This is a genomic window from Nonlabens marinus S1-08 (genome assembly GCF_000831385.1).
Lineage (GTDB): Bacteria > Bacteroidota > Bacteroidia > Flavobacteriales > Flavobacteriaceae > Nonlabens > Nonlabens marinus.
Map to the genome: position 1 here is coordinate 1,985,204 of NZ_AP014548.1, position 16,605 is coordinate 2,001,808.

Genomic DNA, 16,605 nt, shown 5'->3' on the forward strand with positions numbered 1-16,605 from the left:
AGTTTTATCGTGAGCGCCCCCTAATACAGCTTACTTATGAATTTCAAACCTTTTGTAAGAATCTTGATTCCATCTATCAGTCTATTTTTGGCATTCATGCTTTTAGCTTTCCAACATATGCAAAATAACGGAGAAAGTAATGAAAAACAGAATGAAAACGAGCTAGCCAAAATAGAGGCATCTACGGATAAAGACACGCAAGGCTCCTAGTCGCTAAAGCTATTGCTATATTTTTGATAAGCACTTGTAATAAACACATCGCTGACATTTGCTATTTGAGTACTTCTAATAATTTTTAGCTTTGCTGTTGGGCCGCATTGAATAAGCTAGCGGCATAAACTCCAGCGGTTTCAGTGCGCAGTCTTGTTGCTCCTAAATGAACTGGCTGATAATTCTTTACTAAGGCTTGTTCTATTTCTTGAGGTGTAAAATCTCCCTCAGGTCCTATAAGTAATGTAATTTCTAAATCTTTTTCCAGAAAACCGGAAAGATGCTTTTTCTGTGTTTGCTCACAGTGAGCTATCAATTTTATACTTGAGCTCTCAGTTTCCATAAATTCTTCTAGAGAAGTGAGCTCGTTCAATTTGGGTTTGTGAAGCTGCAAGGACTGTTTCATAGCACTTACAAGTATCTTATCAAATCGATCCCATTTAATGGAGCGTCGTTCACTGTTACTACACAGCAATGGAGTGATTTCTGTAATTCCCAATTCCGTTGATTTTTCTAGGAACCATTCCATACGATCATTCATTTTTGTAGGAGCTATGGCAATATGAAGTTGACCACTGGGAGCAGGCTCAAATTTTACATGCTGTAACTTAAGTGAGCACTTGTTGCTGGTCAATTGTGTAATAGTTCCATCAAATAAATCACCTGTACCATTAGTAATAGATACCTGGTCGCCTACTTTTTTGCGCAATACTTTAGTGATATGCCGTGTATCCTCTTTTTCTAAAGAAAGCAGAGTAGTGGTGGCTGTAGCTTGTGGAAAGTAAAATAGTTGCATTACATGGAAATTCTAGCAGTAGCGGTTACCTCAAGTCCAGCAAAATCTTTTTGTAAAAACTTGTAGTAACCAGAAATACCTATCATCGCTGCGTTATCTGTAGTGTATTGAAAAGGCGGTATAAAAACCTTCCACCCTTTTTCTTTTTTAGAAAGCAAGCGTTCTCTGATGCCAGAATTAGCACTCACGCCACCTCCAATAGCCACAGACTTAATGCCTGTTTTATTAACAGCTTTTTCTAATTTTTGGAATAGGATTTCTATGATAGTGTATTGAACGCTAGCACAAATATCTTCTAAATTTTCTTTGATGAAATCTAGATTTTCTTTGACTTGCTTTTGGATAAAATACAGCACACTAGTTTTAAACCCGCTGAAACTGTAGTCTAGGTTAGGAGCTTTAGGAATTGGAAAGGAAAACGCGTGGGGATTTCCCTTTCGCGCAAGCGAGTCTATTATTGGGCCAGCTGGGTAATCCAATCCAAGCATTTTTCCTGTTTTATCAAAGGCTTCCCCTACAGCGTCGTCCATGGTAGTGCCTATCACTTCCATCTCGTGATGATCTGTCACTTTTACTATTTGAGTGTGTCCACCACTGATGGTCAATGCTAAGAATGGGAACTCAGGTTTTTCCTGACCTTCGTCTATAAAATGAGCTAATATATGAGCCTGCATATGATGAACCTCTATCAAAGGAATATCTAATGCCAGCGATAAACTCTTGGCAAAACTGCTCCCTACCAGCAAGCTACCCATGAGGCCAGGACCTCTAGTGAAAGCTATTGCAGTGAGTTGCTTTTTGTCGATATTTGCCTGCGCTAAGGCGGTGTGGACTACTGGAACGATATTCGACTGGTGCGCACGCGAGGCCAACTCTGGAACTACACCACCATATTGTTGATGCACTTTTTGACCAGCTATCACGTTTGATAGAACTTGATCATTTTTGAGCACTGCGCAGGAGGTGTCATCACAAGAAGATTCTATGGAAAGAATGTATGAAATCTTTGAAGCCATGAGTTGGTCGGGCATAGAAATTGGTAATCTTTGCAAAAGTAAATGATCTGTTATTAAAAAGCTTTTTAAAATACTAGGTAGAACGTTACTGGTGCTGTTGGGGCTTTTTATAATCCTAGTGATCGCTTTTTCTTTCCCGTCTGTTCAAACGGCAACCGCACATTACCTCACAGATTATTTAAATGATACGTATGATGTCGATATAGCTATCGACAAGGTAGCCATTACCTACTCAGGTGAAGTTGAGGTAGGTGCATCTCGAGCATTAGATCATCATCAGGATACGATAATCTCGTTCAATAATCTCTCTACTTCTATTCTTAGTTTTTCAGAGTTAATTTCATCTGCCCCTGTATTTGGTGATGTGAAGATTGATCAGTTGTATTTAAATATGCGCCGTTATGAAGGCGAGGAGTCAGACAACCTAAATATATTCCTTAAAAAATTTGCCAGCGAGTCCTCTAGTCAGCAGCCGTTCACCTTAAATACAGGAGAGATTTTGCTTACAGATGCACACATTAGGATTGTAGATGAAAATGCCAATCACCCTGAGCTGTTTGAAGCTAAAAATCTGAATATGATTGCTAACGACTTTAGAATCGATGGCAATGAATTGTTTGCAGATATTCAGAAGTCGAACTTTGTTATGTATAATGGCGCCATCAGTGAGAATAATGACGATCAAGGTTTTGTAGTGAAGCAATTGCAGGCTGATTTCTATTATTCTCCAGTACAAATTAAGGCTCAAGAACTTTATCTAGAAACCGCAGGATCTTATTTACAAGGCAACTTACAGTTGGATTATGGAGAAGGTGATTTTGCCGACTTTGTAGAAAAGGTAAAATGGACGTTTGGTATAGAAAAAGCAAGTATTGCTACAAATGAGCTGGACATGTTTTATGATGAATTCGTGAAAAACGAAAGCATCAGTATTTCTGGAAACATGACTGGTACTCTAAACGAGTTTGAAGTTCAAAATCTTTCTGCACAAGCATTAGGTGACCTAAATATTGAAGGTGATGTGCGTTTCAAGAATCTTATCAAAAACATCGATAATTTCTACCTTGAAGGTAATTTTAAAACTTTGCAAGTCAGCAATACTGATTTAAGAGCTTTTCTGCCAAATGTTCTAGGGAACCAACTTCCAGCAAGCTTGAATCAATTAGGGACAGTAACGGCTCAAGGATTTGCCAGCGTGAGTCGGGATAGGATAGTTTCAAAATTATCTGCTACCAGTCGTCAAGGGTTCCTAGATACTGATTTGACATTGACTGAGATCCGCTCAGGGTTCATAGGATATTCTGGAAATATAAAAGCTGCCAATTTTAATATAGGCGGCATTACTAAAACACCTAATTTAGGTAGAACCAGTCTCAATTTAAACGTGGATGGGCGTGGGTTTGATCCTAACAATGCGAGGTTGCGACTTACTGGAGACATCTCAAGATTATCGTACAACGGCTATAACTATAGGAATATCAGGGTGAATGGAGATTTACGCAAGCCTGTATTTAATGGGAAAGTGGTTGTCAAAGATCCTAATCTTCAAATGGAATTTGATGGTCTTGTAGACATCTCTCAAGAGATCAACACCTATGATTTCAAGGCATCTATCGTCTATGCTGATCTTAAGGCCACCAACATCTTTACTAGAGACAGTACTGCAATTTTAAAGGGTGATGTAGTGATTGACATGAATGGTACTAATATCAACGATGCTGCGGGTACCATCAAATTTGCTGATGCGAGTTATCAAAACGACAACGATACTTACTTCTTTGAGGATTTTGTGATTGAGAGCACGTTTGAAGATGATGTGCGTTTAATCACAATTAATAGTCCAGATATTATAGAGGGTGAGGTGCGTGGCCAATTCAAAATCGAAGAAATTCCAGAGCTTTTTAAAAATGCCATTGGGAATGTGTATACCAATTATAAGTCAAATCAGATCACTCAAGACCAGTATTTGGATTATGAGTTTAAGATCTATGACAAGATTGTTGACTTATTCTTTCCTGATATCGCTCTAGGCGAAAACACAATTCTTAAAGGTCAAGTAGCAAGTAATGAGGCTCAGTTCAAGCTTACCTTTAGATCACCACAAATCAAAGTTTTTGATGTCGATCTGAAGCAAGTCAATATACAAGTGAATAATCAGAATCCATTATTCAATACGTACATCAAAATTGACGATATTAAAAATGGATTTTATGATGTGCAGGATTTTCAGTTAATAAATGTGACCAGACAGGACACCTTATTATTCCGGACTGAATTTACTAGTGAAGACCAGCAAGACGACAAGTACAACCTTAGCTTTTACCACACGATTAATGATGAGAACAAGTCAGTAGTTGGTATACGCAAGAGCGATTTAAAATATCAAGGTAAAAAGTGGGTGATCAATCCATCAAATGAGGACGTGAAATTAGTATTTGATAATGATTTTCAAGAATTTCAGCTGGATACCTTGCGAGCACAGCACCTAAATGAACGCATTAGCATCGCTGGTCTAGTGAAAGGTAAAGACACTAAAGATGTCAATTTAAAATTTGACGGAGTGCGTATTTCTAGTTTGACCAAACCTATCGACAGTTTGAAAATGAGAGGTCGTATAGATGGGGAGCTTAAACTAGAACAAATCAATGGGAATTATGCGCCCACTAGTGATTTTTCCATCAATGACTTTGAGGTCAATAATACTCCCTTAGGAGATTTTGCGATGAAGGTCAAGGGTAATGAAGATTTAAGTATCTATGATGTGAATGCCCAATTGAAAAACGATCTGCAACGTACCTTTATAGCTAATGGTACGATTAACACGAGTGGTGAATTTTCTACTATAGATGTCACGGCAGATTTTGATGAGTTTAATTTGGTTTCATTGAGTCCGTTAGGAGGAATAGTCATAGATCAGATCAGAGGCTATGCCACTGGTAACGCTAGAGCCACAGGACGACTCACCGAGCCACAAATTGCGGGTCAGCTCCAGTTAAGAGAAGCGGGACTGCGAGTTCCTTATTTGAATACAGATTTTGATTTTCAAGAAAATGCGATAGTAGATATCACTAGCAACAGTTTTGATTTTGGTGAAATTCTATTGACGGATACTAAGTACAACACGACAGGTGAACTTTCAGGGCAGATCCAGCATAAGAATTTTGGTTTCTGGGAGTTAGACCTGACCTTAGAATCTGATCGTCTATTAGTGTTGGATACAGAACTAACTGAAGAAGCCTTGTATTACGGTACCGCATTTATCGATGGTCAAGCCACCATTACCGGACCTACTGATGAACTTTTTATTGATGTGGTTGCAACCACAGGCGACGGGACCATTTTTAAAATCCCAATTGACGATGGAGAATCTTTAGGAGACACATCGGCTATTTACTTTTTAAGTCCAGAAGAAAAAGAAGCACGACTTTCAGGACAGGAAACTGAAATTAAAGAAATTTCTGGACTGGAGCTGCGATTTGATCTAGAGGTAACACCTACAGCAACAGTTGAAATAACGGTAGATCCTACTAACGGCAGTTACTTGAGAGGTAGTGGCTATGGAAACTTATTACTAGAAATCAATACACTAGGAAAATTTGTAATGAACGGTGATTTTATCGTTACCGAAGGTATTTACAACTTTAAGTACGCAGGACTGGTAAACAAAGAATTCATTATTGAACCGGGCGGAACAGTAGACTGGAATGGTGACCCGACAGATGCAAATATCGATGTGAGCGCCACATATGCAACGCGTGCAAACCCATCCGTTTTACTGGACAATCCCAACTTAAACGCTCAAATACCTGTTGAGGTAATCACTAGACTTGAAGGGAATTTGAGTTTCTTCGATCCAGAATTTGAGATCGCATTTCCTAATGCGAATAGCGTTGTAAAGTCAGAGTTGCAATACCGTCTTGAGGATAAGTCACAGCGACAACTACAAGCCTTATCTCTGGTGACAGCCGGATCATTCTATAACCCGAACAGTATAGGTCAAAATGCCGTGACTGGGAATCTAGTGGAAAGCCTTTCTGGTATCGTAAATGATATTGTAAGTAGTGGGGACAGCCGTCTTGATTTTGGAGTAACCTATGAAGCATCAGAGCGCAACCCAAATTCAGATATTCAGAGGTCCGATCGATTTGGGATTACCTTGACCACTCAAATCAGCGATCGTGTATTCATTAATGGAAAGCTGGGAGTTCCTGTAGGAAGCACCACCACTTCAGAACGGGCGATAATTGGGAATGTAGAAATCCAATTCCTTTTAAATAAAACCGGTTCACTCACCTTAAAAATATTCAATCGGGAAAATGCGTTACAACAAATAGGACAGCAAGAAGGGTACGATCAAGGTGTAGGATTACAGTACAGTATCGACTTCAACAGCATTCAAGAATTATATCAAAAGCTTTTTTACAAGACCATCACTAAATCGCCCCAACTTCAGAAAAAAGAAACGGAAGATGAATATGATGCTACAGATGAAATTAATAACGGGTAAACATTAGCGCAATACCAATGTTTTGATGACCTCTTTACCTAAGTGTTTATTAAGGTTGTCTACAATCTTACTGCGCCCGTAAGAGAGCTCCTGCCGCAATACAGAGGATGATAAGTCAATAAACAACTTCTCACCAGTAAATTTAATTTGAGTGGTATAACTCATCACTCCTGGCCCCATCACTTCCTTCCAGGCATCGTTGACATCTACCTTTAAGAATCCTTGATTCAGCTTGTTTTGCGCCTTGAAATCACTCAGGGCATCACTCATGTTTAGAAAGTCTTCTTTTTTATTATTGCGCATCAGGATCGTAAGATTTGTAGTTGTAAATAGTTCCGTCTTCGTGAATCAAGATTAATTCGTCCTCCGTAGCTTTTTTTAAGGTTTGAGAATAAGAATTTTCGCCATCAGCAAACTTGAGAACCAGCTGATTTTCATCATTTACCCAGACAAATTTCACGGCATCACCGTAAGATATGAATCGTCCATCATAAGTAGGGCTTACACGACTTTTAGTGCCACTAGTGCCTTCCACATTAAAAAAGTCCATATGATTCGTAAATGGAAATTCTTTCTCGCTGCCGTCTGGCTTTTCTACTGTGTCAATACTCCAGTAGCCTTGAAGGTGTTCTAATTTCTTTTTGTTGCTTTGATCGTCACAACTCACTGTCATTAGGACTATGAAAAGTATCCAGGCATATCTCATAATTCAAACATTTTATAGGATTGGTTGACATTTTTGATCACCGCTTCAGTCCTGTCGCGATGTGTGTCACTGATGAATAGTTGACCGAATTGCTCATTATTTACCATACCTATCAATTGGGATACACGGTCTTCATCCAGTTTGTCAAAGATGTCATCCAGCAATAGAATAGGGACTGTTCCACTTTTACTCTTTATAAATTCAAACTGTGCCAGTTTTAAGGCTGTTAAAAAACTTTTTTGTTGTCCCTGGCTGCCGTATTTCTTGACAGGATGACCGTCCAGTGTAAATATCAGATCATCCTTATGTGTTCCAGCACTGGTATATTGTAGCTGTAAATCCTTTTGCTGGGCTGCGTTAAAAACTTGCGTAGGATCAGCATCGTTAAAGTCAGACTTGTATTCAATAGCTACCGTTTCTTCCGCACTGCGGGAAATCTGGGTATAAAAATCCTTGAAGATAGGAGTGAAGCTTTCTAAAAATTCTACACGTATGCGATGGATGAAAGTTCCCAGCCGGACCATTTGCTCATCATAAACAGTCAGTGCATCGCTGTCAAACTTACGATTGGCCGCAAAGTATTTGAGCAAGGCATTGCGCTGTTGCAGCAACTTGTTGTAATGAATCAGACTGGTCAGATAACTACTATTTTCTAATGAAATAACACCATCCAAAAATTTACGACGCGTCTCGCTACCTTCAATAATCAAGTCGCGATCTGCAGGAGAGATAATGACCAACGGTAGCAACCCTATGTGATCACTGATCTTGTCATAAATTTTCCCGTTGCGCTTCACGATACGTTTGTTCCCTCGTTTAGCACTAACCACTACATTTTCTTCCTTTTCTGCTTTTTCAAATTTCCCATTGATCACAAAAAAATCAGCTTCGTGATTGATATTTTGTAGGGTTACAGGATTAAAATTGCTTTTAGCAAAGGAAAGGTGGTAAATGGCGTCCAGCACGTTCGTTTTCCCTTTCCCATTTTTGCCTACAAAGCAATTGATCTTCTCATCCATCTCAAAATCGGCGCTTTCGAAGCTTTTGTAATTGATAAGGCTGAGAGATTTGAGATGCATGAAAAATTGGGTATCTATTTGATTGTATGGAAGTTGTGTTTATTTCGCTTTCGCGAAAGCGAACTAGCTAGACCAACATTGCTACTACAGCAAATTTAAGGTTTGCCAGCTAGAAGATTAAGTAGCAGCACATTTTTTAATATAGATAAAAATGATATTTTTGCGCGTTCAATAAATTTGATAATGGCCGCATACAATAAACGAGGTTACAAGCCTAAAACGAAGAAAGAAAAAGAAGTCATCGAGGAAAACGAGTCAGCTACAGCTGAGGTGTTTACAACTCTTGACGAAGGTGCTGGAAAAACGGAGGAGTGGGTTGAGAAAAATCAAAACATAATTCTTTATACAGTAATTGCTATTGCGGTAATCGCTTTGGGAATATGGGCGTACACTGAGTTTGTGTTAGAGCCTAAAGGTGAGGAAGCCTTACAAGAATCTGTTCAAGCTGATGAATTTTATCAAATGGCAGTAAATGCAACAGGTGAAGAGCAAGATTCTTTATTTAATCTAGCCCTAGAAGGTGGCGAGGGAAAATACGGTCTTCTTAAAATTGCAGACGAATATTCAGGGACTGAAGCTGGTAATATTGCTAATTACCAAATAGGTATGGCGTACCTTAATCTAGGTGGTGCTAATTATCAGAAGGCTATTGATTATTTGACTGCTTATGATGGTGATGGATCTGTCATGGAAGCTTATGCAAATGCTGGGATAGGTGATGCTCTAGTTCAAGTAGGTCAAGAAGCAGATGCTATTTCATACTATAATAAGGCAGCAGATATTGTTCCTAATGAATTTACAACTCCTAAATACCTATTGAAAGCAGCACAAGCTTCTCTTAATACGGGAGACTATAGCGCGGCGATCAAGAACCTTGAGCGTATTGAAGAAGAATATCCTGAAGCTGCAGAAGCCCAAACGGCTCAAATTCTTCTAGGTCAAGCAGAAGCTGCGGCTAACTAGTCATGGCAACAGCAGGGAAAGATTTATCTGCCTATGACAAGGAGGCATTACCAGACGCTTCTGGAATGCGTATAGGAATCGTTGTTGCAGAATGGAACGATGATATTACCGAAAACTTATTTAAAGGCGCCCAATCCACTCTTGTGGATTGTGGTGTTTCTAGCGATCACATATTTAGATACAATGTACCAGGTTCTTTTGAACTCATATATGGTTGTCGCAAGATGCAGGAAAGCACATTTTCTATTGCAGGAAAGCGTAAGAAACAAGAGCTGGATGCCGTGATCGCTATAGGTAGCGTGATACGTGGCGAAACGGCTCACTTTGATTTTGTATGTCAAGGAGTAACTAATGGGATCAAAGACTTAAATCTAAATAAAACTAGAATCCCAGTCATCTTTTGTGTATTGACAGATGATACCCACGCGCAATCAGTAGCACGTAGTGGTGGTATTCACGGGAACAAAGGGTCTGAAGCGGCCATCGCAGCAATTAAGATGGCGGCTTTGAAGGAAATGTAAAGCCTTCTTTTTCACACTTTATAATTACCGATTGTTTATCAAAGTTTGAGACGACCTCACAGCTTTGCAGCTATGCGGGAACATCTCCCATAACCATAGAGTCTTTCTGGCAATAGCCTGAGAGGCAAGGTGAGAATCAACAGGGCTGATAAAACAAAGAAAGCTAAGGGTTAAAAGACCCATCTTATCCCGCAATTCTAGAAAAAAATATTGCTGTTTCAAATTGTTAAGCCAGTCCGAGGTAAAAGCTTAAAATCCCTAGTGTGTTAAAAAAGCCATGTATCATGATCAGCAACCATAAATCGTATTTGCGCACATAGAAAATCACGGATAAGATTGCTCCGATAATTACTACAACTAGTTGACCTGTAATTCCTTGCTGCATGTGCATGTAACCGAAAAAACCGCAAATTATTAGAATGTTAATAATCAGGCTGATGGTACTGTCTCCAAAGAATTTGATGAAGTGTCGCATTAGATAGCCTCGAAAAATAATTTCTTCTCCAAATCCTGCAGTAGCCCAAACTATTAATAAATAAAGAATCGTGACTTCAAGATTTCCTTCTAAATGATTCATGCTAGAGTAATCTATGGGAACTCCTGTAAGCATCTCGATTCCAGGTACCACTGCAAAGACATAAAAAATAAAAAGTCCCAGTGCAATTAACGGTGCACGCAAAAGGAGATTTTTTACATTAAAATTTATACGTTTAAATCCAAGCGCTGAAAACGGCTTTCCTTTGTATTCAATATAATTGGCTATAATAATAATGATAGAGAGAATTATATTTTCAAAAGGCGTCCTGGTAAGTGGCCCGAAGTACATGAAACAAATTATGGAAAGGGTGACTAATGGGATTACTATTTGGCGTAAGTTCATTTTTTCTATTTTAAATTCGGAAACGAATTAATGAACTAAACAGTTGAAAACCCTAGGAATGATCAAGGTTTTGACTGAATGGTAGTAAATTGATTACTGGATAGTCGTTAATTATTAATTTATTTTTTTTGAAACCAGGCCATAAATGCATTTCGTTTATAACGGCTGATGCTGATTTCGGCAATTTTATCATTCTCAATTGATGGTTTCAATGCAATCCGTAACTTGCCGTTGGCAATCTTTTCAATTTGGTCTACTGCATCTTTGTGAATGATAACTTGACGGTTGACTCTAAAAAATAATTGGTCGTTTATTTTTTCTTCGAGTTCATTCAATGTAAAATCTGTGGTCACCGTAGTGCCATCATTTTGAACAGCATACACAATTTTATTTTCGCTGTAGAAACATGCGATACTTTTGTATGTTAGCTTGGTTATTTTTGCACCACTTTCAATAGTGATTTCTTGATCTTTTAAAGATAGCTTATATAAATTGTAAATATCTAGGCAGTAGGCTAATGCAATTAGAATAGTACTTAGCAATAATGTAATCAGCAATCCAATCAATAAATAATAGAATTCAGTTTCTGCACGCGCAATTTTATTTAAGATTATACTTAAAGGGATATACATGACAGTGATATACCCAAGAGTAGAGATCATGTACCACATAATGGATGCAACTTCCACTTTCTTAGAGAAATACTTTTTTCTGTAAAACTGAAAATTAAGCTCTGCTATGATTCCGATAAGTATGCACAGGGCAATAGTGGATAGAAATCCTTCTTTAGGGAATCTATAGAATTCTGCATCTGGGAAACTCTCAGGGGTTGACAAATGATTGACGACTAAAGAGAAAACTGTAAAGACAAGTAATTTCTGAAACCAACTCCATAGAAAACCTTGGCTACGTTTTGCTGATACTGATTTTAATGTCGTCTTGATGTTTTGTGAAGCATCCATTAAGTAATAATTCTCTTAGAATATAGAACGATGTGTTCCTACCATGTCAATTAACCGGATTTATAATCTTAAAGCTACTTTAAATTTGCTGATTTTACCTGAGTAAACGCTTATTCAGTTTACTTATAAGAATAGCACAAATTTCACGCGATTACGCTTTCGCGAAAGCGAACTATTTTTTTGTTCTATGCATTTTTAAGAGACTTATGAGCTGTGAGAATTGTGTGATAATTCACCTAAAAACTTCAGGAAACTGATGTGTCATTCTTTGCCTTCCACCAGCGGTACAATTGGTAGAAACCTAGTACGATCAATAGTACCGAAAAGAAAACCTGATACGTCGCCATGTCTTCCTCGCCTGTGAAATAATCATAGGTCTTCCATGAACCGATTCCTATAAAGGCGAGGGCTAAAACAAAATTGTAATTGGCTTTAGTAGAATCACTCATTGTCAGATTCCTTTTTTTGTGTAAGTACGGTGTAACCTACAAAGAGTCCATACACGATAAAGGCTCCCGCAAGAATGAGCTGCCAGGTAGGCATATCTGCTTGTTCAGTATAATACATAAAGAACCGGTACGCGCCAAATCCAATAAATAATAAGGCGAAAATCCCTCCTAATAAAGGATTACGTTGTTGTGCAGCCATGGGTATTAATTTAATACCGCCAAGATAAAAAAAAACGCCCCTTTAATGGGGCGTTTTCCAACTTAAACTAACTATTACAATGAAAGCACTAGGCGTTAAAGTAATTACTATTCCAGATGCTGGTATTAAAGTTTTTGCCGGCGGCAAAGGAATAATACAACACCATACTGGCTATGGATTTAAAGGTGAAAAAGAATATTAACACAAACTGTACACCGCTGGTCTCTTTAGAGAATAAACCATTAGGGACTGCATATGCCGCAATTAAACTCACTAACAGGGTACATAAAATAAGATTCTCAAATGATTTGAAAGGCCAGGCCCATGCTTTTCTAAAAAAGTTCAAATCATTACCCCATTTGTGGATCAAATAAAAATACCCGTTTCCTATGGGAGCAAAGAGTAGGGGATCATCTGCATTCTCTAACTTGAACATTTTAGATGGTGCCACAATTTTAAAACCTCTCAGCGTCATTTCGTGATCTTTCTCCAATTGCTTGATTTTATTCAGCGCTTCTTGTGGGATCTCGTTCTTAAAGTATTTGGTATCTAAAAATCGCAACCGGTAGTCTACACAAATATCACGAATTTGATCCACGTGATATATCCTATCGGTCTCCAGTAAATCAATGTTGAAAGGATTGCGAGGTGTTGGCTTTTGAGGGCTTTTCATCCTTGCAATGATGGCATCTTCTTTACGATCATCTTCCGTAAGAATAGCTGAAACTTGTTCTAGGATATCAGTATCCTTAAAGGCTTTCTTGCGTGCTTTTTGCAACTGGTGCTCGATGTTCGTCCTGCTCAACATAAGATTGGATTTAGGATATGAAGATGGAAATTTAATTCAAAATATCTTCCTTATGTCCTTTATGTCGAGCAGCTAGCAAGAACCTATCAGTCTAGCAAAAATATTTTTCACCAATAGCTGTAGTCTAGCGATTGAATTATCTCAATACAGCTCCCGCCTGCTTTTCTAGTTGCGCCTGTAGTTTGCCCATGACTTTATCAATTTGCTTATCTGTCAAAGTTTTTTCTGGATCCTGCAATACAAAGCTCAATGCATAGGATTTTTTGTCCTCAGGAAGCTCTTTACCTTCATAGACATCAAACAAATCGACGGACTTTAGCAACTGGCGTTCTGTTTGAAAAGCAATATTCTGCAGTTCTTTAAAGGGTGTTTTCTTATCTATTAATAAGGCTAGATCACGATGCACTGCTGGTGATTTTGAAATAGAGGAAACGGATTGATGCTCCTTGCGTATTAATTTAACGATCTCGCTCCAGTATAAATTTGCATAATACACTGGCTCATCAATATCAAAAGCTCTGGCAATTTTTTTCTTAACTATTCCTAGATCTACTAATTTGCTACCGCTATTTAAGGCAAGGCCTTCACTCAAGAAATCAAGTTTAGACTCTTTTTCATTTAAATTTTGTATTCCCAATCGGTTCAATACCGCTACTACCGCTCCTTTTAAAAAGAAAAAATCTGCATCTTGTTGTGTGGAGTTCCATGATTTTCCCTGAAGTTTTCCAACCGTTAGGATGGAAAGATGCTTCTGCTCCGTACGAGTGCCTTTTTGATATTCGTGGTAGGTGTTCCCGAATTCAAAGAACTTCAAGTTGTTCTGTTTGCGGTTCAAATTGTAGGCCACAGCCTCTAGACCGCCGTACAATAAACTTTGTCGCAAGACAGATAAGTCATTGCTAAGTGGGTTGAGGATCTTGACCTCATTTTTAGAAGAAATCTGTTCGGTAAATTGGTGGTACTTATCTGAGGTCAGGCTGTTCGCCATCATTTCAGTAAATCCTTGACCTATCAATTGCTGCGCAACAATATTCTCTAATTTGTAATTGTCCAGTTTAGAACTGGTCGCGATCGTAGCATTGAGCTTAGTAGAAGTTTCGATTCTATCATAACCGTAGACTCTCAAGATCTCTTCAATTACATCAACTGGTCTAGAAACATCATTTCTATAAGCAGGAATACTCAACCCTAGGCCTGCCTCGGTAACATTTTTCACATTGATGTCCAGCGTTCTCAAAATGTCTTTGATTTCGATACGATCAATTTGCTGACCTATCAATGAGTCGATCTTGGCGAAGGGTAGAAACACCTCGCTGTCCTCAATTTTATGAGGATACAAATCTGAAATATCGCTCGCAATCTCACCACCTGCTAATTCTTTAATTAGAATGGCTGCACGTTTTAGAGCATCTTCAGTAATGTTAGGATCTATACCTCGCTCAAACCTAAAAGAGGCGTCTGTATTAAAACCATGTCTTTTTGCTGTTTTACGTACGCTTACAGGATTGAAATAGGCACTTTCTAGAAAGATAGACGTCGTACTGTCAGTCACCCCACTATTTTGACCGCCGTAAACTCCAGCGATGCACAATGGTTTTTCTGCATCGCAAATCATTAAGTCCTCTTCATGCAACTCGTGTACCTCGCCATCCAGCGTAGTGAAGGGAGTACCAGAGCTTAAAGTTTGCACTACAATTTTTTTGCCTTCGATTTTGGCAGCGTCAAAAGCATGCAGTGGCTGTCCCAACTCATGCATCACATAATTGGTGACATCCACAACGTTATTTTTAGGCGCAATACCTATCGCCTTCAAGCGGTTTTGCAACCATGCTGGTGAGGCTGCAAGATTTAATCCCTTAATAGTTAAACCGCAATACCTAGGAGCTAATTCTTTATTTACCACCTCTATATCAAAGCGGTCGCTTCTAGAATCGACGTGAAAACTACTAAAAGATGGCGTGATGAATTCTGGAGCTGATTCGGTTATTGCGAGGCCAGCACGTAAATCGCGGGCAACGCCCAGGTGCGACATAGCATCTGCACGATTAGGTGTTAATCCTATTTCAATGACTTGGTCGGTTTCTATTTCAAAAACGGTAGCTAGTGGTGTTCCAATTTCTAGATCACCATCCAGCACCATGATTCCATCGTGTGAGGTGCCTAAACCTAACTCATCCTCAGCACAAATCATCCCATGGCTTTCTTCACCACGTATTTTTCCTTTTCTAATCGTCCAGGCTTCTCCTTTGTCATCATAAAGCACTGTTCCAATGGTGGCTACGGGTACTTTTTGACCTGCAGCAACATTTGTGGCACCACAAACGATTTGAACCACTTCAGTACCTAGATCGACTTTTGTGAGTTTGAGCTTGTCAGCATTTGGATGCTTGTAACATTCCAAAACCTTGCCCACAACCACGCCTTTCAAGCCACCTTTCACACTCTCAAACGGTGTCACACCTTCTACTTCTAACCCTAGTGAAGTTAATAAAGCGGTATGTTTATCCAGATCGTCAGGTACATTGATGAACTGTTTTAGCCAATTGTAAGAAATCTTCATAAAAGGTCGATTTGAACGCACAAAGATAGTGGGAATACCGCTTTCGCGAAAGCGGAACACTTCTTAATACTCATGTAATAAAGTGGAGTTAGAGTCCGTAAAGTAATGGGATTTTAATATTCCCAGCGGCGTAATTTATTGAGTTCTTCCATATCTTGAAGCTGCTCTGCAGGGATCACTTTAGAAAATGAAGCATGTTGCTCAATCGCGTACTCCAATTGCTCCACAATTTTCTCTACAGAATCATTTTCATAGTCGATTTCTAATGGTGCTTTAATCTCCATAGATTGTAGGATGTTGCGTTTTTTGATGCGCAAGCCTTTTTTGTCAAAACTGCGTCTAAAGCCATCAATAACTACTGGCACAACAATAGGTTTATATTGCTTAATGATGTGCGCTGTTCCTTTACGTATAGGTTTAAAAGGTTTTGTGGTGCCTTGTGGGAAGGTAATGACCCAGCCGTCCTCTAGTGCGATTCCAATGTTTTTAGTGTCGTCTGGATTTACAGATCTATTGACTTCTTCTCCCTTAGCTCGCCAGGTGCGTTCTACGGTTATGGCGCCAGCGTATGCCATGATTTTAGGCAATAGACCACTTTCCATGGTTTCCTTAGCGGCAACGTAGTAAATATTAAGTTTAGGTTTCCATAGGTAGCCTACATTCTCAATGCTGTCCTTGCGTCCAGAAAGGGAAGCGTTGAAAACGTGAAACATGCTCACAACATCTGCAAAATAGGTCTGGTGATTAGAAACAAATAGAACTCCTGTAGAAGGTAAGTCTTTTATGATTTCACTACCATCGATTTGTAGTTCATTAAAACCGCGATAACGGCGGTGGGAGAGGACTCCCATGATTCGGATCAACCAGAGTTTTAAAAATAGAATATGGCCAAAAGGATTTTTCTTGAACAATCCCATATAAAATGTCAAATTTGAACGAAAGGCTAAGG

At 38.9% G+C, this 16,605-nt stretch carries 15 protein-coding genes; 3 read left to right on the plus strand and 12 right to left on the minus strand.

Going from position 1 to position 16,605, the window contains the following annotated elements; genetic code table 11:
* Positions 1-295: 295 nt before the first annotated feature.
* Together NMS_RS09160 and tsaD are read right to left on the minus strand one after the other, a co-directional pair.
* The gene (locus NMS_RS09160; protein ID WP_041496435.1) at positions 296-1,006 is read right to left on the minus strand and encodes a 16S rRNA (uracil(1498)-N(3))-methyltransferase; all 711 of its coding nucleotides are present in this window, start codon (positions 1,004-1,006) and stop codon (positions 296-298) included.
* A complete protein-coding gene (gene tsaD / locus NMS_RS09165) occupies positions 1,006-2,022 on the minus strand; it encodes a tRNA (adenosine(37)-N6)-threonylcarbamoyltransferase complex transferase subunit TsaD (RefSeq protein WP_041496436.1) in 1,017 nt (338 codons plus the stop codon). Before tsaD ends, NMS_RS09160 begins: the two co-directional genes overlap by 1 nt.
* A 91-nt stretch (positions 2,023-2,113) precedes the next feature.
* On the opposite strand from tsaD, the gene NMS_RS09170 reads away from it, so the two are divergent.
* Positions 2,114-6,529, plus strand: coding sequence for a translocation/assembly module TamB domain-containing protein (locus tag NMS_RS09170; RefSeq protein ID WP_231862379.1), 4,416 nt, complete (start codon positions 2,114-2,116; stop codon positions 6,527-6,529).
* A 3-nt stretch (positions 6,530-6,532) separates the two neighbouring features.
* On the opposite strand, the gene NMS_RS09175 is transcribed toward NMS_RS09170, so the two are convergent.
* The 3 genes from NMS_RS09175 to recF are packed head-to-tail and all read right to left on the minus strand — an operon-like array spanning position 6,533 to position 8,314.
* Entirely contained in the window at positions 6,533-6,832 is a 300-nt protein-coding gene (locus tag NMS_RS09175; RefSeq protein ID WP_041496437.1) for a DUF721 domain-containing protein, read from the minus strand.
* Positions 6,822-7,235 (minus strand): lipocalin-like domain-containing protein, encoded by a 414-nt coding sequence (locus tag NMS_RS09180; RefSeq protein ID WP_041496438.1) that lies wholly within the window; start codon positions 7,233-7,235, stop codon positions 6,822-6,824. The genes NMS_RS09175 and NMS_RS09180 overlap by 11 nt, the downstream gene beginning before the upstream one ends.
* A complete protein-coding gene (gene recF, locus NMS_RS09185) occupies positions 7,232-8,314 on the minus strand; it encodes a DNA replication/repair protein RecF (protein ID WP_041496439.1) in 1,083 nt (360 codons plus the stop codon). The genes NMS_RS09180 and recF overlap by 4 nt, the downstream gene beginning before the upstream one ends.
* 183 nt (positions 8,315-8,497) lie before the next feature.
* Here recF and NMS_RS09190 point away from each other — a divergent pair, with 183 nt between their 5' ends.
* Together NMS_RS09190 and ribH are read left to right on the plus strand one after the other, a co-directional pair.
* Positions 8,498-9,277 carry a tetratricopeptide repeat protein gene (locus tag NMS_RS09190; RefSeq protein ID WP_041496440.1) on the plus strand — a complete coding sequence of 260 codons (780 nt, stop codon included), beginning with the start codon at positions 8,498-8,500 and terminating at the stop codon, positions 9,275-9,277.
* 2 nt (positions 9,278-9,279) lie between these two features.
* Positions 9,280-9,798, plus strand: coding sequence for a 6,7-dimethyl-8-ribityllumazine synthase (gene ribH, locus NMS_RS09195; protein ID WP_041496441.1), 519 nt, complete (start codon positions 9,280-9,282; stop codon positions 9,796-9,798).
* 226 nt (positions 9,799-10,024) lie between these two features.
* Here ribH and NMS_RS09200 read toward each other — a convergent pair whose 3' ends face one another.
* The 7 genes from NMS_RS09200 to NMS_RS09230 all read right to left on the minus strand — a co-directional run bounded on the left by NMS_RS09200 (position 10,025) and on the right by NMS_RS09230 (position 16,573).
* Entirely contained in the window at positions 10,025-10,678 is a 654-nt protein-coding gene (locus NMS_RS09200; protein ID WP_084217679.1) for a CPBP family intramembrane glutamic endopeptidase, read from the minus strand.
* A gap of 119 nt (positions 10,679-10,797) precedes the next feature.
* The gene (locus tag NMS_RS09205) at positions 10,798-11,640 is read right to left on the minus strand and encodes a LytR/AlgR family response regulator transcription factor (protein ID WP_041496443.1); all 843 of its coding nucleotides are present in this window, start codon (positions 11,638-11,640) and stop codon (positions 10,798-10,800) included.
* 245 nt (positions 11,641-11,885) lie between these two features.
* Positions 11,886-12,089, minus strand: a complete 204-nt coding sequence (locus NMS_RS09210; RefSeq protein ID WP_041496444.1) for a hypothetical protein — start codon at positions 12,087-12,089, stop codon at positions 11,886-11,888.
* Positions 12,082-12,288, minus strand: a complete 207-nt coding sequence (locus NMS_RS09215; RefSeq protein WP_041496445.1) for a hypothetical protein — start codon at positions 12,286-12,288, stop codon at positions 12,082-12,084. The genes NMS_RS09210 and NMS_RS09215 overlap by 8 nt, the downstream gene beginning before the upstream one ends.
* 88 nt (positions 12,289-12,376) lie before the next feature.
* Entirely contained in the window at positions 12,377-13,096 is a 720-nt protein-coding gene (locus tag NMS_RS09220; protein WP_041496446.1) for a membrane protein, read from the minus strand.
* 136 nt (positions 13,097-13,232) lie between these two features.
* On the minus strand, positions 13,233-15,656 hold the full coding sequence (gene pheT / locus NMS_RS09225) for a phenylalanine--tRNA ligase subunit beta (protein ID WP_041496447.1): 2,424 nt from the start codon (positions 15,654-15,656) through the stop codon (positions 13,233-13,235).
* Positions 15,657-15,769: 113 nt separating this feature from the next.
* Positions 15,770-16,573 carry a lysophospholipid acyltransferase family protein gene (locus NMS_RS09230; protein ID WP_041496448.1) on the minus strand — a complete coding sequence of 268 codons (804 nt, stop codon included), beginning with the start codon at positions 16,571-16,573 and terminating at the stop codon, positions 15,770-15,772.
* Positions 16,574-16,605 lie beyond the last annotated feature (32 nt).